The organism is Streptomyces olindensis (genome assembly GCF_040645895.1).
Classification (GTDB): Bacteria; Actinomycetota; Actinomycetes; order Streptomycetales; family Streptomycetaceae; genus Streptomyces; species Streptomyces olindensis.
Map to the genome: position 1 here is coordinate 1 of NZ_JBEYZD010000093.1, position 16,705 is coordinate 16,705.

The 16,705-nt window shown below is 70.6% G+C and carries 21 protein-coding genes; 3 read left to right on the top strand and 18 right to left on the bottom strand.

Features of this window, described 5'->3' with window-relative positions:
- Window positions 1–165: 165 nt before the first annotated feature.
- The 4 genes from ABZ948_RS36595 to ABZ948_RS36610 form a co-directional block, all read right to left on the bottom strand.
- Window positions 166–531, bottom strand: a complete 366-nt coding sequence (locus ABZ948_RS36595; protein ID WP_031117359.1) for a DUF3618 domain-containing protein — start codon at window positions 529–531, stop codon at window positions 166–168.
- Window positions 528–947 (bottom strand): phage holin family protein, encoded by a 420-nt coding sequence (locus tag ABZ948_RS36600; RefSeq protein WP_359767078.1) that lies wholly within the window; start codon window positions 945–947, stop codon window positions 528–530. Before ABZ948_RS36600 ends, ABZ948_RS36595 begins: the two co-directional genes overlap by 4 nt.
- Window positions 948–1,087: 140 nt before the next feature.
- Window positions 1,088–1,786, bottom strand: coding sequence for a hypothetical protein (locus tag ABZ948_RS36605; RefSeq protein WP_359767080.1), 699 nt, complete (start codon window positions 1,784–1,786; stop codon window positions 1,088–1,090).
- On the bottom strand, window positions 1,783–1,932 hold the full coding sequence (locus ABZ948_RS36610; protein ID WP_359767082.1) for a hypothetical protein: 150 nt from the start codon (window positions 1,930–1,932) through the stop codon (window positions 1,783–1,785). Before ABZ948_RS36610 ends, ABZ948_RS36605 begins: the two co-directional genes overlap by 4 nt.
- Window positions 1,933–2,097: 165 nt before the next feature.
- On the opposite strand from ABZ948_RS36610, the gene dapA reads away from it, so the two are divergent.
- Window positions 2,098–2,982 (top strand): 4-hydroxy-tetrahydrodipicolinate synthase, encoded by an 885-nt coding sequence (gene dapA / locus ABZ948_RS36615; protein ID WP_359767083.1) that lies wholly within the window; start codon window positions 2,098–2,100, stop codon window positions 2,980–2,982.
- A gap of 72 nt (window positions 2,983–3,054) precedes the next feature.
- Here dapA and ABZ948_RS36620 read toward each other — a convergent pair whose 3' ends face one another.
- The 3 genes from ABZ948_RS36620 to ABZ948_RS36630 form a co-directional block, all read right to left on the bottom strand.
- A complete protein-coding gene (locus ABZ948_RS36620; protein ID WP_359767085.1) occupies window positions 3,055–4,266 on the bottom strand; it encodes a WD40 repeat domain-containing protein in 1,212 nt (403 codons plus the stop codon).
- Entirely contained in the window at window positions 4,263–4,820 is a 558-nt protein-coding gene (locus ABZ948_RS36625) for a SigE family RNA polymerase sigma factor (protein WP_359767087.1), read from the bottom strand. The genes ABZ948_RS36620 and ABZ948_RS36625 overlap by 4 nt, the downstream gene beginning before the upstream one ends.
- Window positions 4,821–4,983: 163 nt before the next feature.
- A complete protein-coding gene (locus tag ABZ948_RS36630) occupies window positions 4,984–5,214 on the bottom strand; it encodes a hypothetical protein (protein WP_359767089.1) in 231 nt (76 codons plus the stop codon).
- A 203-nt stretch (window positions 5,215–5,417) separates the two neighbouring features.
- Between ABZ948_RS36630 and ABZ948_RS36635 the strand changes: the two genes are divergently transcribed.
- Complete coding sequence (locus ABZ948_RS36635; protein ID WP_359767091.1) at window positions 5,418–6,440, top strand: S66 peptidase family protein; 1,023 nt, start codon at window positions 5,418–5,420, stop codon at window positions 6,438–6,440.
- A 246-nt stretch (window positions 6,441–6,686) separates the two neighbouring features.
- Here the strand turns inward: ABZ948_RS36635 and dapD are convergent, their stop codons facing one another.
- The 3 genes from dapD to ABZ948_RS36650 all read right to left on the bottom strand — a co-directional run bounded on the left by dapD (window position 6,687) and on the right by ABZ948_RS36650 (window position 8,861).
- Complete coding sequence (gene dapD / locus ABZ948_RS36640; RefSeq protein ID WP_031117366.1) at window positions 6,687–7,676, bottom strand: 2,3,4,5-tetrahydropyridine-2,6-dicarboxylate N-succinyltransferase; 990 nt, start codon at window positions 7,674–7,676, stop codon at window positions 6,687–6,689.
- A 307-nt stretch (window positions 7,677–7,983) separates the two neighbouring features.
- Window positions 7,984–8,541: a TetR/AcrR family transcriptional regulator gene (locus ABZ948_RS36645; protein ID WP_359767093.1), complete on the bottom strand. Its 558-nt coding sequence runs from the start codon at window positions 8,539–8,541 to the stop codon at window positions 7,984–7,986.
- A complete protein-coding gene (locus tag ABZ948_RS36650; RefSeq protein WP_359767095.1) occupies window positions 8,541–8,861 on the bottom strand; it encodes a DMT family transporter in 321 nt (106 codons plus the stop codon). The genes ABZ948_RS36645 and ABZ948_RS36650 overlap by 1 nt, the downstream gene beginning before the upstream one ends.
- Window positions 8,862–9,107: 246 nt before the next feature.
- Here ABZ948_RS36650 and ABZ948_RS36655 point away from each other — a divergent pair, with 246 nt between their 5' ends.
- Window positions 9,108–9,941, top strand: coding sequence for an AbfB domain-containing protein (locus ABZ948_RS36655; protein WP_359767097.1), 834 nt, complete (start codon window positions 9,108–9,110; stop codon window positions 9,939–9,941).
- Window positions 9,942–10,020: 79 nt separating this feature from the next.
- Here ABZ948_RS36655 and ABZ948_RS36660 read toward each other — a convergent pair whose 3' ends face one another.
- From ABZ948_RS36660 to ABZ948_RS36695, 8 genes are read right to left on the bottom strand one after another with little or no spacing between them, the layout of a single operon-like run.
- Complete coding sequence (locus ABZ948_RS36660) at window positions 10,021–10,353, bottom strand: metal-sulfur cluster assembly factor (RefSeq protein ID WP_009187969.1); 333 nt, start codon at window positions 10,351–10,353, stop codon at window positions 10,021–10,023.
- Entirely contained in the window at window positions 10,350–10,820 is a 471-nt protein-coding gene (gene sufU, locus ABZ948_RS36665; RefSeq protein ID WP_359767100.1) for a Fe-S cluster assembly sulfur transfer protein SufU, read from the bottom strand. Before sufU ends, ABZ948_RS36660 begins: the two co-directional genes overlap by 4 nt.
- An 18-nt stretch (window positions 10,821–10,838) precedes the next feature.
- Complete coding sequence (locus ABZ948_RS36670; protein WP_359767102.1) at window positions 10,839–12,095, bottom strand: cysteine desulfurase; 1,257 nt, start codon at window positions 12,093–12,095, stop codon at window positions 10,839–10,841.
- A complete protein-coding gene (sufC, locus tag ABZ948_RS36675; RefSeq protein ID WP_031117373.1) occupies window positions 12,092–12,856 on the bottom strand; it encodes a Fe-S cluster assembly ATPase SufC in 765 nt (254 codons plus the stop codon). The genes ABZ948_RS36670 and sufC overlap by 4 nt, the downstream gene beginning before the upstream one ends.
- A 7-nt stretch (window positions 12,857–12,863) precedes the next feature.
- Window positions 12,864–13,181, bottom strand: a complete 318-nt coding sequence (locus ABZ948_RS36680) for a non-heme iron oxygenase ferredoxin subunit (protein WP_031117374.1) — start codon at window positions 13,179–13,181, stop codon at window positions 12,864–12,866.
- Complete coding sequence (gene sufD / locus ABZ948_RS36685) at window positions 13,178–14,362, bottom strand: Fe-S cluster assembly protein SufD (protein WP_359767104.1); 1,185 nt, start codon at window positions 14,360–14,362, stop codon at window positions 13,178–13,180. Before sufD ends, ABZ948_RS36680 begins: the two co-directional genes overlap by 4 nt.
- A 54-nt stretch (window positions 14,363–14,416) precedes the next feature.
- Window positions 14,417–15,838, bottom strand: coding sequence for a Fe-S cluster assembly protein SufB (gene sufB, locus ABZ948_RS36690; RefSeq protein WP_234850421.1), 1,422 nt, complete (start codon window positions 15,836–15,838; stop codon window positions 14,417–14,419).
- Window positions 15,835–16,578, bottom strand: coding sequence for a helix-turn-helix transcriptional regulator (locus ABZ948_RS36695; RefSeq protein ID WP_359767107.1), 744 nt, complete (start codon window positions 16,576–16,578; stop codon window positions 15,835–15,837). The genes sufB and ABZ948_RS36695 overlap by 4 nt, the downstream gene beginning before the upstream one ends.
- Window positions 16,579–16,705: the final 127 nt, after the last annotated feature.

A 16,705-nucleotide genomic window follows, 5' to 3' on the forward strand; every position in this document is an offset into this window, starting at 1 on the left:
GTCCGCCCGCAGCGGTTGGCGCGTCAACGAACAGTCAGTCGGCACGCAAGTCGATCGCGCCGTTCCGAGGACGGACACCCCCCGGCGCGGCCCCGGCCCACCACCCGGCGTCACGCGCTACGCGCACCCCCACGCAGCCGCACAGGCCGCCGCAGGCACACCCCCTCACCGATGCCCGTGCGCATGCCTCCACCGCACGACCCCGACGGCCACCACGGCCCCCGCCGCACCAGCCACCAGCACCGGCTTCGGATGCCGCATCCCGGCCTGCACCACAGTCCGCACCGGCCGCGGCCCCACATGCGCGGCACGATCCTGCACGGAGTGCCCCGCCTGCGCCGCACTGCTGCGCAACTGCACCGTCATCGCCCCGGCCTTGTCCCGAAGGTCGGCGGCCCGCGCCCGCGCACGCCCCTTCACATCGGCCTTCCCGGCCAACTCCTCCACCGTGTTCCCGAGTTCACCACGCGTCCGCTCGATCTGACGCCGCAGCTCATCGGGCCCCTTCGCCCCACCCGTCGGCTCCGTCATCGATGCGCCCTTTCCCTGATCTCCTCGACGTCCGCCTTCACGCTGCCGATCGCCTGCTCGGGCGTAGGCGGCGCGGCCCGCCGCAGCTGCCCCCGCCCCACCGCGGCCAGCACCGCCGCGATCACGAACAGCACACCCGTCACGATCAGCGCCGCGGCCCACACGGGCAGTACCAGCGAGAGAGCGGCGACACCCGTACCGGCCAGCGCGAGCAGCCCGGCGTACGCGACAGCGCCCGCCGCACCGAGCAGCCCACCGCCACGCCCCGCCCGCCGCCCCTTCTCGGCCAGCTCTTCCTTGGCGAGAGCCACTTCCTGCCGCACGAGCCGAGAGAGCTGCTCGGCGGCCTGTCCGACGAGCTCACCCACGGAGTGGTGCTCGTCGCGCACGGCCCGATGATCCATGGTCCCGGTCACGGTGTTCCGCCTCCTCTCGAAGTAGGAACCCCCGAGTACCCGGCCACCCCCCGACTACCCCTGCGGCCGAGCCCCACCGCGCGGCTCGACCCGACTGCCCACGGCTCGCCCCAGCCGCGCCGCAGACCCGGCTCGCCCCGCTACCCCTGGGAGACACCCCCACTCCCACTCCCCCGCTCCCGAAGCCGCGCCAGCTGCGCCTGGAACCAGTCGAGCCGCGCCTGCAACAACGCCGCCTCGGCAACGAGTTCCGGCACCCCCACCGCCGTCACGCCGCCCGACCCCACCGACCCCGTACCACCACCGCCCACAGCCCGCACCCGCACCCCGTCCCCCGCCAGCCGCGCGAACCCGGCCGGCGACAGGGAGGCCCGCCCCCGCAGACACCCCCCGCAGCAAGGCGCGAGCGCCCGCCACCCGACGCGCCCCCACCCGGCGTCGACCAGCGCACTGGCCCGGGCGCCACAGGCGCAGGGCCCCACCGTCACGACCCGCACCCGCTGCCGCGCATACCGGAACCCGCGCTCGAAACGGATGTAGGCCCCGAGGACGGAGACCTCCAGCAGTACGGCGGTGCGATGGTCGTCCGCGCACAGCAGCGCCTCCGCCGCGGCCCGGTCGTGCACGCAGTGGAAGCCGCAGTCGCAGCGGCGGTGCGGGGGCCGGTGCCGCAGCCCGTACACACAGGACGCGTCGGCCACGACGCCGTACGGCAGCGCGCCGCCCAGCGACACACCGGTGAACCCGGCCCGGGTGCCGTCCTGGGACAGCACCGGGTGGGCAATCTTGAATCCGGTCGGCGGCTCCGCCGGACGCTCCGCCGGAAGCCGCAGCCTCATCGGCCGACCGGAACCTCTTCGGGCGCGATCCCCTCGACGCCCTCGACGTCCTGGAGGTCGGGGAGGTCAGGGAGCTCGACTTCCTCGTCCCGGACCTGCGGCTGCTCCTCCGCGACTCCGATGGCCAGTGCCTTGCCGAGCTTCATGACGCCTCCCATGACATTCCGTCCGCGACCGTCCTGGCCATGGTGACTCATCAGAACCCCACGGGGAAGAACGCCCGACCCCGAAGAAACCCTGAAGCATCCCTTACAACCACCCCGTAGAAAAATTAAGTAGAACTACACAGTCAAGCGGTCGACACTAAGCGCATGACACCCCGCTTCGGTCGCGCGCTGTGCGCCATGGTCACCCCGTTCTCCGACTCCGGCGCCCTGGACCTGGACGGCGCCCAGCGCCTCGCCGCCCACCTGGTCGAGAACGGCTGCGACGGCCTCGTCCTCTCCGGCACGACGGGCGAGTCCCCGACCACCACGGACGCCGAGAAGTCGGCCCTGATCGCAGCGGTTTGCGAGGCCGTGGCCGACCGGGCCTCGATCGTCGCGGGCGTCGGCACTCCCGACACGCGCCACACCGCCGAACTCGCCAGGGAGGCCGAAAAGGCGGGCGCGGACGGCGTGCTGGTGGTGACGCCGTACTACAGCAGGCCCCCGCAGGACGCGATCGAGGCCCACTTCCGGGAGATCGCCGACAGCACCGGACTCCCGCTCATGCTCTACGACATCCCGGCCCGCACCGGCACCCGCGTCGAACCGGAGACGCTCCTCCGCCTCGCCGACCACCCCGGGATCGTCGCGGTCAAGGACTGCTCCTACGACTTCCTGGCCGCCCAGAAGGTCCTGGCCCGCACGGACCTGGCGTACTACGCGGGCTGCGACGAGCACAATCTCGCGCTGTACGCCGTGGGCGGCACGGGTTACGTCAGCACGGTCGCGAACGTGATCCCGAACCACCTGCGAGCCGTGCTGGACGCCTTCGACGCGGGCGACACCGCCCGGGCCGCCCGCCTCCAGCAGCAGGCCACGCCCCTCATCGAGGCGATCATGTCGGCGGGCCTGCCGGGCGCCGTCACCGCCAAGGCGCTCCTCGGCGCGCTGCACCTGCCCGGGGGCCAGGTCCGCGCGCCGCTGCGGCCCGCCGACCCCGGGACGGTCGACGGACTGCTCGCACTCCACAGGGACCTGATCAGCACATGATCACCACTCAGCACGTGATCACCACTCAGCACGTGATCACCAATCCACGCGGGATAACCACTCCACGCGTGATCACCGCTCCGCGAACACCGGCTCCCACCGCCCCTTGGTGTTGTCCTTGGGCGACCGGAAATCACTGAGCGGGATCGTCTTCTCGCCGCCGATGGTCACCAGCACCAGCCGCTGATGGAACTCGTTGCCGTCCGGCCCGATGTCCCAGGCGACGAGCGAGTTCCCGTCCGCCCAGGCGAGCAGCTGCTGCCCGCGCACCTCGCGCTGCTTGCCGGTGCGCGCGTCGAGGACGAAGGAGGAGGTCTTCCACTTCTGCCCCGCGAACGGACCGGCGACGAGCTGCCCGTCCGGCGACACCCGCGCCTCCACGGACCAGTCCAGGTACCGGTCAGGCGCGGGCCCGGGGACCTCCTTGCCGGTGAAGTCGTAGAACTTCTCGCCGGGTTCGGTGGGCATCCCGGACCAGACGAGCCGGCCGTCGCGCGTGAAGGCGAAGTCCTGCCGGGAGTTGATGAACACGTCGGGGTTGTGCGCGCCGCCGCCGATCTCCACGCCGGCCCAGGAGCTGCTCCCGGAGGCCACGTCGATGACGTGGAACCCGGTCCGGTCCGACTGCCCGAACGGGGCGTCCCAGCCCTCCGAGCCCTCGATCTTCACCCGCCGGTCGGGGTTCTCGCTGTACGTCGTCGCGACGAGTTTCCTGCCGTCGGACGAGAACTCCACGCCGGCCACCGGCCGGTCGACCGGGATCCACCGCTTGACCTGGCCGCTCGCCAGATCGAGCAGCCCGATGCGCGGCACGGGCAGGTCCCGCTCCAGGACGGCGGCCGTGGTCATCCCCGGGGCGACCGCGACGTAGGACCAGCGCTCGTCCTTCACGTACTTCTTCGTCCGCGGGTTCAGCAGCCAGTACGTGCGCTGCGACACGGCACGGTCGGCGGACTGCTCGACGGTCGACGTGGTGAAGTACGCGGCCAGCGCGACCCGTCCGGCCGCGATCATGTCGCGCGGCGGCGACTGGTCCGGGTGAGGGGTGATGCCGGTCTGCTCCACTCCGCCCGAGGGACGGACGTCCTCCTTGCCGGAGTCCAGCACCGGCACGGCCACGGCCACGGCGACCACGGCGGCGGCCGCCGCGGCGACGGTCGCGAGCCGCCTGCTGCGGCGGCGCCGGCGGACCGCCAGCACGCGGTCGGCGAATCCGGGCGGGGCGGGCTGCTGCCCGTCGGCCTGGTCGCGCAGTGCGTCACGCACGAGTTCGTCGACGTTCACTGACGCACCTCCACGGGCGAGTAGTCACGGGAGGGCCGCTGCTCGGCGGCGGCCGGACCGAGGGCGGCCAGCTCGGGCGCGAGGGCGCGCAGCCGGGCGAGGGAGCGATGGGTGGCGGACCGTACGGTGCCGACGGAACAGCCCAGGATGCGGGCCACTTCACTCTCGGGCAGGTCCTCGAAGTAGCGCAGCACCAGCACGGTGCGCTGCCGCGCGGTCAGCCGGGCCAGCGCGCCGCGCATCAGCAGGCGCAGTTCGGCCGCGCCGGAGGTGTCCGGGGTGGTGCCGGTCTCCGGCGGTTCGGCGACGCTCAGTTCGCGCCTCGGCCACTTCAGCCGCCAGCGGCTGACCTGCTGCCGGTAGAGGACCTGCCGGACGTAGGCCTCGGGTTCGTCGATGCGGTGCCAGCGGCCCGCCGCCTTGATCAGCGCGTTCTGCAGCAGGTCCTCGCCCGCGTGCCGGTCGCCGCCGCTCAGCAGGACCGCCGTCTTCAGCAGCGCGGACGACCGGTTCGCCACGAACTCCCGGAAGCTCTCCTGCGCTTCGGCATCCATCGTCACCTTCGCTCTCCCCCGGGGCGGACCCTGTGCCCGCTCCCCGTACCCCTTGTGACGCGCGCGGGCACCTCCCGCTATGCCACCCGCCGACATAAAAACGGAACGGCCCGCGTCGCAGCCACCTGCGACACGGGCCGTCCGCCGAGCTACGGTCCCAGGTTCAGTTCCAGGCGTACCCGTCCCCGAACAGCAGCGTGTGCTCCAGCACGTCCTCCGCCGGGTCGTCGACCTGGCCGACGTTGACGTTGACCAGACCGACCCGGTGGCCGTTGTGGGAGCCGGTATTGCTCTCGTCGGCGTGCGCGACCCCCGCCGGCAGCCAGCACACCGCCACCACCGCGACGGTCCCCGCCAGCCGACGCACCACGACCCGCCCCCGCTCGTTCCTCATGCCCCGGTCCTCGTTTCGTCGTTTCGGCGAATGATCGGACACTGCGTCCACCCGTTCATCTGCCGAACCCACCACGAGGTCACGCCCGGTCACCAGTACGGGCGTGCGGAGCATAAAGCCCGGGTCGTGGCGAGGGCGGGGCTTCGTGGATGGACGCCGGTAAATGTGTCGCCTGTTACTGAGGGTGTCGGGATACTGCCTCGGTGACCCCTGCTGCACCGCCTCAACCGCTTCGGCCTCGTGCCCTGAGGCCCGGAGATCTCGTCGTTGTCGCATCGCTGTCCGGGCCGCTCCATGCCACTGACGAGCCCGGCCTCGAGAAGGCGGTGGTCGTGCTCGAGGGGATGGGATTCCGTGTGCGTCGGTCACCGCTCCTCGAGGCAGGGCGGCACCGTTGGTGGAGCGCGGCTCGGCCGGCGGAGATAGCCGAAGGGCTCAACGCTCTTCTGCGGGACCCCGAAGTGCGCGCGATCATCGCGCATGACGGCGGCCAGACGGCGTTCGGCTACCTCGACCTGATCGACTTCGAGGCGGTCACTGCCGACCCCAAGCCGATCCTCGGCTTCAGCGACATCTCACTGTTGCATCTGGTGTTCTACGCGCGCACGGGTCTGGTCGGCTTCCATACCGACGTGGCCACCCCCGGGCTCGGTGGGCACTGGCAGCGCGCACCCGCAGCACGGCAAGCGGAACTCGAGAAGCTCTACTCGGCGCTGCTGACCGGTACGGCGCCGATCGGCGCGCTGCCGGCCACCCCGACGTGGGAATGCTGGCGCGCCGGTCGCACCGAAGGCCGCCTGATCGGCGGAGTGATCAACCGCATCGTGCTGGCGCAGGCGACGCCCTACGCGCTGCCGCTCGAACGGTTCGACGGCGCGGTGCTGTTCTGGGAGGAGGCGGGCGGCCTGGCAGCGCATGTGTGGACCTATCTGCAGGTACTGCGGCACGCCGGCATCCTCGACCGGATCTCCGGCATGGTCGTGGGCATCCCGGACGGGATCCACGGACTCGACTCGCCCCACGCGTCCCCGACCCTGCGCGAGATCGTCCTCGACGTCCTCGGCGACCGTGACATCCCGGTCCTGGGCAACGTCGAGTTCGGACACGCCGGCCCGAATCTGCCGATGCCGGTCGGCATCCGCGTCGCTCTCGACGCACAGCAGCGGACGCTGTCGCTGCTCGAACCGGCGGTACGCCCCCTCACGAAGACGGGAGCGGGCGGCTGAGCAACGGAGGGAGCTGCCCCGGGTGGAGCCAGACAGCACCGCCCTAGCCGGCCTGGAAGCCACCGGCACGAGGCGGCGAACGCTGCGTTGAGGATCCGGTCGGTGCTCACGCACGAGCGCCCTCCCGGGCCGTCCTCGGGCCGTGGAAGGGCGCTCAGCGATGACCAACGCCGACCACTGCCGACAGCTCAGCGGCAGGTCAGGACGTTGATCGATAAGACGGCCGCAGTTCACGGCCGCCGATGATCAGTTGTGGCTGTGCAGGATCTCGTTCAGCCCGCCCCACACCGCGTTGTTCGGCCGGGCCTCCACCGTGCCGGTGACCGAGTTGCGGCGGAAGAGGATGTTGGAGGCGCCGGACAGCTCGCGGGCCTTGACGATCTGGCCGTCGGGCATGGTGACGCGGGTGCCGGCGGTGACGTAGAGGCCGGCCTCGACGACGCACTCGTCGCCGAGGGCGATGCCGACGCCCGCCTCGGCGCCGATCAGGCAGCGCTCGCCGATGGAGATGATGACGTTGCCGCCGCCGGAGAGGGTGCCCATCGTGGACGCGCCGCCGCCGATGTCCGAGCCGTCGCCGATGACGACACCGGCGGAGATGCGGCCCTCGACCATCGACGTGCCGAGCGTGCCCGCGTTGAAGTTGACGAAGCCCTCGTGCATGACGGTGGTGCCCTCGGCGAGGTGCGCGCCCAGGCGGACCCGGTCGGCGTCGGCGATCCGGACGCCCTTGGGGGCCACGTAGTCGGTCATGCGCGGGAACTTGTCGACGGAGGTCACCTGCAGGTGCAGGCCCTCGGCACGGGCGTTCAGCCGCACCTTCTCCAGGTCGTCGACGGCGACCGGGCCGAGCGAGGTCCAGGCGACGTTGGCGAGGAAGCCGAAGATGCCGTCCAGGCTCTGGCCGTGCGGCTTGACCAGGCGGTGGGAGAGCAGGTGCAGACGCAGGTACGTGTCGTGCGCGTCGATGGGCTTCTCGTCGAGCGAGGCGATGACCGTGCGGACCGCGACCACCTCGACGCCCCGGCGGGCGTCCGGGCCGATCGCCGCGGTCGCACCACCGCCGAGCAGCTCCGCGGCACGCTCGGCGGACAGCCGCTCGGTGCCGGACGGGCCGGGCTCCGCGACGAGCTCGGGCGCGGGGAACCAGGTGTCGAGGACGGTGCCGTCGGCGGCGATCGTGGCGAGGCCGGCGGCCACGGCGCCGGTGGTGCGAGGAGCAGTCGTGTCGGTCATGAGGGCAACCTAACCGGCGGACGGCGGTCGATGCGAACCGGTGCGGAGGCGTCTCACGGGACGGGCGGTATCCACCTCCGCGAAACGCCCCTCAACAGGCCTCCAACAGCACGGACACCGACGTCACGACACCCGCGGACACCGGACACCTCAGCCGCGCACCCTCCACCCGCGGCCACCCCGCCCAGGCCCCCAGGGGCCACCCCGCGGCCGCCCCCTCCCCGGCCCCCAGGGGCCACCCGCCCGGAAGCCACCCCGCCCGGAGGCACCCCGCTCACCGACACCCCCACCGACACCCCCACCGGCATCACCCCCGCCCCCCGCCGGCCCCCGCCAACACCCGCCCCAACACCTCCCGCGCATACGCCTCGTCATACGGCACCCCGGTCAGCAGCACCTGCAGGCAGATCCCGTCGACCACCGCCACCAGCGCCCGCGCGGTGACGGGATCCGTCCGCCGGGAGAGCTGCTCGGCGACGTCCTCGGCCCACTCGGCGGCCACGGGCCGCAGGGCGGGCCTGCGCAGGGCGGCCAGGTACAGCTCGTACTCCAGCTCCACCCCCGTGCGGTCGCCGGAGAGCCACTGCCCGATCCACCCGGCGAGTTCGGCGGCCAGGTCGGTCCGGGGGTCGTCCAGGCCGCCGCAGGAGGCGATCACCTTGGCGAAGCCCTCGTTGGTCTGCCGCAGTGCCGCGACCAGCAGTTCGTCGAGGGTCTTGAAGTGGTACGTCGTGGAGCCGAGCGGCACGTCGGCCTCGGCGGCTGCGGTGCGGTGGCTCAGCCCCGCGATGCCCTTCGAGCCGACGACCCGGATCGCCGCGTCGATGATCCGCTGCCGTCGCTCGGGGTCGTGGCGCCGGGGCATCAGTGGGCACCTCCCAGGTTGAGCACCACGACACCGACGATGATCAGCGCGATCCCGGCGGCCTTGGCGACGGTCATCCCCTCCCCCAGGAAGACGATGCCGATCGTGGCGATGGCGGCCGTGCCGACCCCGGCCCAGATGGCGTAGGCCGTGCCGACGGAGACGGTCTTCAGCGTCTGCGCGAGCAGCCCGAAGGAGAGCAGGTAGCCGAGGAGCGTGAGCAGCGAGGGCCCGAGCCTGCTGAACCCTTCGCTGTACTTCATGGCGGTGGTAGCGCCCACTTCGGCGGCGATGGCGCCGGCCAGCAGCAGATAACCCATGTGTACGAGCGTACACACCATCTGTACGCCCGTACATACCTCCAGTACGCCCATACCTGCACCCGCAGTACGTCCGTACATATCCGCCGTGCGCCCATACGCAACGGCGTTCGGATATCGAAGAGAAACCGCTCTCACCAAACGAGCCACACCAGTCCCACGCGTCCACTACGGTGTCCACCCGATCACACACCGGGCCCCCACAACCGCGCCGCCGTCAAGGGTGCCCCGCCGGAGGAACAGCGCATGTCAGAAGAGAAGTCCCGGCCGCCGCAGGACCGCCCCTGGGAGAGCGGCTGGGCCCCGGACACCACCCGGGCACCGGGAACGCGACGGCTGTGGCTGGCGGGGGCGCTCGCCCTGGCCACGGTCAGCGCGTGCGTCACGGCCATCACCGTGATGGAGAGGGAATCCGGCGAGCCGGCCCCCCAGGCGGCGGAGCCGACCACCCTCAGCAGCTCGGCCCCGGGCGGTCTGATCTCGTTCGCGACGCCCTCCAAGGGCGGCTCCGGCACCCCGGACGCCGACCGCGGCCGCCCGTCCCCCTCGCCCTCCGAGAGCGCGTCCACGAGCGCCGCCCCCACCCCGAAGCCGCAGGAGAAGGCACCCAAGCCACCGGCGTCCGGGAAACCGTCCAAGCCCGCGAAGCCGCCGGCCCCCGACGGCACCTCCATACGCTCGGTGAACTACCCCGACCGCTACTGGCGGGTGCGCGACGGCTATGTGCGGCTGGACCAGATCGGCTCCGGTCCCGAGCAGCGGGAAGACGCCACCTTCCGGCGCGTCGCCGGCCTCGCCGACTCCTCCTGCTACTCCTTCGCCACAGCGGACGGCCGCTACCTACGCCACCGCAGCTTCGTCCTGGTCAAGGAGGGCAACGACGGCTCGTCCCTGTTCCGCAAGGACGCCACCTTCTGCCCCCGCCCCGCCTCGCACCCCGGCGCGGTCATGCTGGAGTCGGTGAACTACCAGGGCCGCTTCCTGCGCCACCGCAACTTCCAGCTCCGCCTCGAACCGTACGAACACAGCGCCCTGTACCGCGCGGACTCGGCGTTCCAGCTGGTGGGCGGGCTGGCCTGAGCCTGTCGGCCCGGACCGGCCCGGACATGCGTGAGGGCGGCACCCCGGAAGGTGCCGCCCTCACGTCAGTCGGTGGATCTCAGACGTTGAACCCGAGCGCCCGAAGCTGCTCCCGCCCGTCGTCCGTGATCTTGTCCGGGCCCCACGGCGGCATCCAGACCCAGTTGATGCGCAGCTCGTTCACCAGGCCGTCCGTGGCGGACTTGGCCTGGTCCTCGATGACGTCCGTCAGCGGGCAGGCCGCCGACGTCAGGGTCATGTCGACGGTCGCGATGTTCGCGTCGTCGACGTGGATGCCGTAGATCAGGCCCAGGTTGACGACGTCGATGCCCAGTTCGGGGTCGACGACGTCCATCAGGGCCTCCCGGAGTTCTTCCTCCGAGGCCGGCTTCATCTCCACGGTCTCGCTCATGCCGTCGTCTCCTTCTCGGCGTCGGCTCCGCCCAGCACCTGGGCCGTCGCGTCCTTCCAGGCCATCCAGCTCAGCAGGGCGCACTTCACCCGGGCCGGGTACTTGGACACCCCGGCGAACGCGACCGCGTCCTCCAGGATGTCCTCCATCGCGTCGTCGGGCTCGATCTTCCCCTTGGACTGCATCAGCTCCAGGAAGGTCTCCTGGATCTTCCGCGCGTCCGCGAGGTCCTTGCCGACGAGGAGGTCGTTCAGTACGGACGCGCTCGCCTGGCTGATCGAGCAGCCCTGGCCCTCGTACGAGACGTCCTCGACCCTCGTGCCGTCGTACTTCACGCGCAGCGTGATCTCGTCACCGCACGTCGGGTTGACGTGGTGCACCTCGGCGTCGCCATCCCGAAGACCACGCCCGTGCGGGTTCTTGTAGTGGTCCAGGATGACTTCCTGGTACATGGAGTCCAGCTTCACGGTCTCAGCTCACGCCCTTCAGCCGAAGAAGTTCCGAACGTGCTCCAGGCCGTCGACCAGCGCGTCGATCTCGGCCGGCGTGGAGTACAGATAGAACGACGCTCGCGTGGTCGCAGGAATTCCGTACCGCAGGCAGACCGGCCGGGCGCAGTGGTGGCCGACCCGGACGGCGATGCCCTGCTCGTCGAGGACCTGGCCCACGTCGTGCGGGTGGATGTCCCCGAGGGTGAAGGAGATCGCCGCGCCGCGCTCCTCGGCCGTGGTCGGGCCGATGATGCGCAGGTCGGGGACCTCCAGCAGCCGCTTGACCGCGTACTCGGTGAGCGCGTGCTCGTGGGCGAGGATCTTGTCCATGCCGATCGAGTTGAGGTAGTCGATCGCAGCGCCGAGACCGACCGCCTGGGCGATCGGGGGGGTGCCCGCCTCGAACTTGTGCGGGGCGGGCGCGTACGTCGACGAGTGCATCGACACGGTCTCGATCATCTCGCCGCCGCCGAGGAACGGAGGCAGGTCTTCCAGCAGCTCCTGGCGGCCCCAGAGGACGCCGATGCCGGTCGGGCCGCACATCTTGTGGCCGGTGAAGGCCACGAAGTCGGCCTGGAGGGCCTGCACGTCCAGCGGCATGTGCGGGGCGGCCTGGGAGGCGTCGACGCAGACCAGCGCGCCGACCTCCTGGGCGCGGCGCACGATCGCCTCGACCGGGTTCTGGGTGCCGAGGATGTTGGAGACCAGCACGAAGGAGACGATCTTCGTCTTCTCGGTGATGACCTCGTCGATGTTCGACAGGTCCAGGCGGCCGTCGTCGGTGAGGCCGAACCACTTCAGCTTCGCGCCCGTGCGCTGCGCGAGCAGCTGCCACGGCACGATGTTGGAGTGGTGCTCCATCTCCGTGATGACGATCTCGGTCTCGGAGTCCACGCGGTAGGGCTCGTCGGCCCAGCCCAGCATGTTCGCCACGAGGTTGAGCGACTCGGAGGCGTTCTTGGTGAAGATCACCTCGTCGCGCGAGGGCGCGTTGATGAAGTCCGCGACCTTGTCGCGCGCGCCCTCGTACAGCGCCGTGGCCTCCTCGGCGAGGACGTGCACGCCACGGTGGACGTTGGCGTTGTAGCGCTCGTAGTACTCGCTGAGGGCGTCCAGTACCTGACGCGGTTTCTGGCTGGTCGCCGCGTTGTCCAGGTACACGAGCTTCTTACCGTCGTGGACCTGGCGGTCCAGGATGGGGAAGTCCTTGCGGAGCGCCTCTGTGTCGAGGAGGCCCGGCAGCTGTGTCACGCGGATGCGCCACCCTTCGTGTATGCCTCGTAGCCCTCTTCCTCCAGCTTGTCGGCGAGCTCGGCGCCGCCGGACTCGACGATCCGGCCGCCGGAGAAGACGTGCACGTGGTCGGGCTTGATGTAGCGGAGGATGCGCGTGTAGTGCGTGATCAGCAGGGTGCCGACCTCGCCCGTCTCGCGGACGCGGTTCACGCCCTCCGACACGACGCGCAGCGCGTCGACGTCGAGGCCGGAGTCGGTCTCGTCGAGGACCGCGACCTTCGGCTTGAGCAGCTCCAGCTGGAGGATCTCGTGGCGCTTCTTCTCACCGCCGGAGAAGCCCTCGTTGACGTTGCGCTCGGCGAAGGACGGGTCGATGTTGAGGCGCTCCATGGCCTCCTTGACCTCCTTCACCCAGGTGCGCAGCTTGGGGGCCTCGCCGCGGATGGCGGTGGCGGAGGTGCGCAGGAAGTTGCTCACCGACACGCCCGGGACCTCGACCGGGTACTGCATGGCGAGGAACAGGCCGGCGCGGGCGCGCTCGTCGACGGACATCTCCAGGACGTCCTCGCCGTCGAGGGTGACGGTGCCGCCGGTGATCGTGTACTTGGGGTGACCCGCGAGGGAGTAGGCGAGGGTCGACTTGCCGGAGCCGTTGGGGCCCATGATGGCGTGCGTCTCGCCCTGCTTCACGGTGAGGTCGACGCCCTTGAGGATCTCCTTCGTGGCGTTGTCGGCCTCGACGGTGACGTGCAGGTCTCGGATTTCAAGCGTTGCCATGGGTGCCTCAGGACTCCTGGGTGAGGGAGACGAGCACGTCGTCCCCTTCGATCTTTACGGGGTATACGGGGACGGGGCGCGTCGCCGGAAGGGCGTCGGGCTTGCCGGATCGGAGGTCGAAGCGCGAGCCGTGCAGCCAGCACTCGATGTGGCAGTCGTCGACCTCGCCCTCCGACAGGGAGACGTTCGCGTGCGAGCAGATGTCGTGGATCGCGAACACCTCGCCCTCGGTCTGCACGATGGACACGGGCGTGCCGTCGAGTTCCACCCGCTTCGGGGTGTCGTCCTCCAGCTCGCCCAGTCCGCAGGCGCGTACGAAGGTCATGCGACCGCCGCCTCCAGCTCCTCCTCGATCTTGGCGATGAGGCGCTCCTCGATGTCCGGCAGGCCGATCTGCTGGACCAGCTCGGCGAAGAAGCCGCGGACCACCAGGCGGCGGGCTTCGTGCTCCGGGATGCCGCGGGCCATGAGGTAGAAGAGCTGCTCGTCGTCGAAGCGGCCGGTCGCCGAGGCGTGGCCGGCGCCGACGATCTCGCCGGTCTCGATCTCGAGGTTCGGCACGGAGTCCACGCGCGCCCCGTCCGTGAGGACCAGGTTGCGGTTCATCTCGTAGGTGTCCGTGCCTTCGGCCTTGGCCTCGATGAGCACGTCGCCGATCCACACCGCGTGCGCGTCGTCGCCCTGGAGCGCGCCCTTGTAGACGACGTTCGACTTGCAGTGCGGGACGTTGTGGTCGACCAGGAGGCGGTGCTCCTGGTGCTGGCCCTGGTCGGTGAAGTAGAGGCCGAACAGCTCGGCCTCGCCGCCGGGGCCGGCGTACTGCACGCGGGGGTGCAGCCGGACGACGTCGCCGCCGAAGGTGACGACGACGGACTTGAAGGAGGCGTCGCGGCCGACGAGCGCGTTGTGCTGCGCGACGTGGACGGCCTTCTCGTCCCAGTCCTGGACGGAGACGACGGTGAGCTTGGCGCCGTCGCCGAGCAGGTAGTCGACGTTGGCGGCGAGCACCGCGTCGCCGGTGTGGTCGATGACCACGACGGCCTCGGCGAAGGCGCCCAGCTCGATCACCTGGTGGCCGAAGGCGGTGCCGCCCTCGCCGTGCACCGCGATGCGGATGGGCTCGGTGAGGACGGTCTCCTTGGGGACGGTCACGACCGAGGCCTTCTCGAAGGCCGAGTAGGCCTGGGCGGCGATCCGGTCCACCGGGGTGCCGGCCTTGCCGAGCCGCGCGTCGTCGCGGCCGACGGCCTCGACGGTGACGCCCTCGGGGGCCTGGACGTCGACCTTCACGCCGTTTCCGTTGGCGACGGCGGTGCCGTCGTGCAGGCCGCGCAGGCGCTCCAGCGGGGTGAACCGCCACTCCTCCTCACGGCCGTGCGGGACGGGGAAGTCCGCCACGTCGAAGGAGGGGGGCGCGCTCATGCGCGTGGCGACGGTCGACTCCGCGGCGACCGCGATCGAGCCCGCGGTGGTGGATCCCACGGGGATGTTCTGGGCCTCAGCCATGGCTGTCGTAGTGCTCGCTTTCCTGAATGGGACGTCTGCTGTCGAGGGGGCGGGTCAGCCGACCGCGCCTTCCATCTGCAGCTCGATCAGCCGGTTGAGCTCCAGCGCGTACTCCATGGGGAGCTCCTTGGCGATGGGCTCGACGAAGCCGCGCACGATCATCGCCATGGCCTCGTCCTCGCTCAGGCCGCGGCTCATCAGGTAGAAGAGCTGGTCCTCGGAGACCTTGGAGACGGTCGCCTCGTGGCCCATGGACACGTCGTCCTCGCGGACGTCCACGTAGGGGTAGGTGTCCGAGCGGGAGATGGTGTCCACCAGCAGCGCGTCGCAGAGCACGTTCGACTTGGAGCCCGGGGCGCCCTCGCCGATCTCGATCAGGCCGCGGTAGGAGGTGCGGCCACCGCCGCGCGCCACCGACTTGGAGACGATGTTCGACGAGGTGTTCGGGGCCATGTGGACCATCTTGGCGCCCGCGTCCTGGTGCTGGCCCTCGCCCGCGAAGGCGATGGACAGGGTCTCGCCCTTGGCGTGCTCGCCCATCAGGTAGACAGCCGGGTACTTCATCGTCACCTTGGAGCCGATGTTGCCGTCGATCCACTCCATGGTCGCGCCCTCGTAGGCGACGGCGCGCTTGGTGACCAGGTTGTAGACGTTGTTCGACCAGTTCTGGATGGTCGTGTAGCGGCAGCGGGCGTTCTTCTTGACGATGATCTCGACGACCGCGGAGTGCAGCGAGTCCGACTTGTAGATCGGGGCGGTGCAGCCCTCGACGTAGTGCACGTAGGCACCCTCGTCGACGATGATCAGGGTCCGCTCGAACTGGCCCATGTTCTCCGTGTTGATGCGGAAGTAGGCCTGGAGCGGGATCTCCACGTGCACGCCCTTCGGCACGTAGATGAAGGAGCCGCCGGACCACACGGCGGTGTTCAGCGCGGCGAACTTGTTGTCGCCGGCGGGGATGACCGTGCCGAAGTACTCCTTGAAGAGCTCCGGGTGCTCCTTCAGCGCGGTGTCGGTGTCGAGGAAGATGACGCCCTGCTCCTCCAGGTCCTCGCGGATCTGGTGGTAGACGACCTCCGACTCGTACTGCGCGGCGACGCCGGCGACGAGGCGCTGCTTCTCCGCCTCGGGGATGCCGAGCTTGTCGTACGTGTTCTTGATGTCCTCGGGCAGGTCCTCCCAGGACTCCGCCTGCTTCTCCGTGGAGCGCACGAAGTACTTGATGTTGTCGAAGTCGATGCCCGACAGGTCCGAGCCCCAGTTCGGCATGGGCTTCTTCTCGAACAGGCGCAGGCCCTTGAGGCGGAGCTTGGTCATCCACTCCGGCTCGCTCTTCTTGTCCGAGATGTCGCGGACGACGTCCTCGTTGATGCCGCGCTTGGCAGAGGCGCCGGCCGTGTCGGAGTCGGCCCAGCCGTATTCGTACTTGCCCAGGCCCTCGAGCTCAGGGTGGGCAGTCTCCGTGGGGAGAGTCATGCGGGGTTCCTCCCGGCCGTGCTTGCAGATGCGTTGTGGGAAATCTTGGGGATGAACGTCGTGCAGACGCCGTCGCCGTGCGCGATGGTGGCGAGCCGCTGTACGTGCGTACCGAGCAGCTCGGCGAAAAATTCCGTCTCCGCCTCGCACAGCTGGGGGAACTGCTCGGCGACGTGGGCGACCGGGCAGTGGTGCTGGCAGAGCTGTTCACCCTTCTGGGGGTGGGGCGCGCTGCGCGCCGTAGCAGCGTACCCGTCCGCGCTGAGGGCCTTGGCCAGCGCTTCGGTCCGCTGCTCGGGCGCCGCGGCCTGGACGGCCTCGCGGTACGCGCTCGCCTGCGCGGCGATCCGGGCGCGGGCGAAGGCGGCGATCGCCTCGCTGCCGCCCTCGCGCTCGGCGATCCAGCGCAGGGCGTCCGCCGCGAGCTTGTCGTAGGACTGGTCGAAGGCGTCCCGGCCGCAGTCCGTCAGGGCGAACACCTTGGCGGGCCGGCCGCGGGTCCGCGCGCCGTAGACCCGCTGCTCGCGGGCCTCCACGACACCGTCGCCCGTGAGGGCGTCGAGGTGCCGGCGCACGGCCGCCTGGGTGAGGCCCAGCCGCTCGGCGAGCTCCGCGACGGTCGAGGGGCCGTGGTCCAGGATGGATCGCGCGACCCGGTTGCGGGTGGACCGCTCCCCGGTCGCGAGCTCCTCCTGCGGGGCCCCCGTGGGGGTCTCCCGAGCCTCGCCGACGTTTTTCACAACGCCATTGTTGCGTAATTCTTCGGGGACGGGCAAGCCGCGTCCGGTCCGCCCGACGGTGCCCTGCGTCACTTAGGTATACCTAATCTGACCTGCGGAAATGATCTCTGATCGATCAAACCGGTGG

What these genes read in the sequence shown, in the direction of transcription:
- ABZ948_RS36605 (WP_359767080.1), bottom strand. Translation starts at nt 1,786, where the DNA reads ATGAGGCTGCGGCTTCCGGCGGAGCGTCCGGCGGAGCCGCCGACCGGA.
- ABZ948_RS36680 (WP_031117374.1), bottom strand. Translation starts at nt 13,181, where the DNA reads ATGACCTTCGTACGCGCCTGCGGACTGGGCGAGCTGGAGGACGACACC.
- dapA (WP_359767083.1), top strand. Translation starts at nt 2,098, where the DNA reads ATGACACCCCGCTTCGGTCGCGCGCTGTGCGCCATGGTCACCCCGTTC.
- ABZ948_RS36660 (WP_009187969.1), bottom strand. Translation starts at nt 10,353, where the DNA reads ATGAGCGAGACCGTGGAGATGAAGCCGGCCTCGGAGGAAGAACTCCGG.
- ABZ948_RS36625 (WP_359767087.1), bottom strand. Translation starts at nt 4,820, where the DNA reads ATGGATGCCGAAGCGCAGGAGAGCTTCCGGGAGTTCGTGGCGAACCGG.
- ABZ948_RS36650 (WP_359767095.1), bottom strand. Translation starts at nt 8,861, where the DNA reads ATGGGTTATCTGCTGCTGGCCGGCGCCATCGCCGCCGAAGTGGGCGCT.
- sufD (WP_359767104.1), bottom strand. Translation starts at nt 14,362, where the DNA reads ATGGCTGAGGCCCAGAACATCCCCGTGGGATCCACCACCGCGGGCTCG.
- ABZ948_RS36645 (WP_359767093.1), bottom strand. Translation starts at nt 8,541, where the DNA reads ATGCCCCGGCGCCACGACCCCGAGCGACGGCAGCGGATCATCGACGCG.
- sufB (WP_234850421.1), bottom strand. Translation starts at nt 15,838, where the DNA reads ATGACTCTCCCCACGGAGACTGCCCACCCTGAGCTCGAGGGCCTGGGC.
- dapD (WP_031117366.1), bottom strand. Translation starts at nt 7,676, where the DNA reads ATGACCGACACGACTGCTCCTCGCACCACCGGCGCCGTGGCCGCCGGC.
- ABZ948_RS36655 (WP_359767097.1), top strand. Translation starts at nt 9,108, where the DNA reads ATGTCAGAAGAGAAGTCCCGGCCGCCGCAGGACCGCCCCTGGGAGAGC.
- ABZ948_RS36595 (WP_031117359.1), bottom strand. Translation starts at nt 531, where the DNA reads ATGACGGAGCCGACGGGTGGGGCGAAGGGGCCCGATGAGCTGCGGCGT.
- ABZ948_RS36610 (WP_359767082.1), bottom strand. Translation starts at nt 1,932, where the DNA reads ATGAAGCTCGGCAAGGCACTGGCCATCGGAGTCGCGGAGGAGCAGCCG.
- ABZ948_RS36630 (WP_359767089.1), bottom strand. Translation starts at nt 5,214, where the DNA reads ATGAGGAACGAGCGGGGGCGGGTCGTGGTGCGTCGGCTGGCGGGGACC.
- sufC (WP_031117373.1), bottom strand. Translation starts at nt 12,856, where the DNA reads ATGGCAACGCTTGAAATCCGAGACCTGCACGTCACCGTCGAGGCCGAC.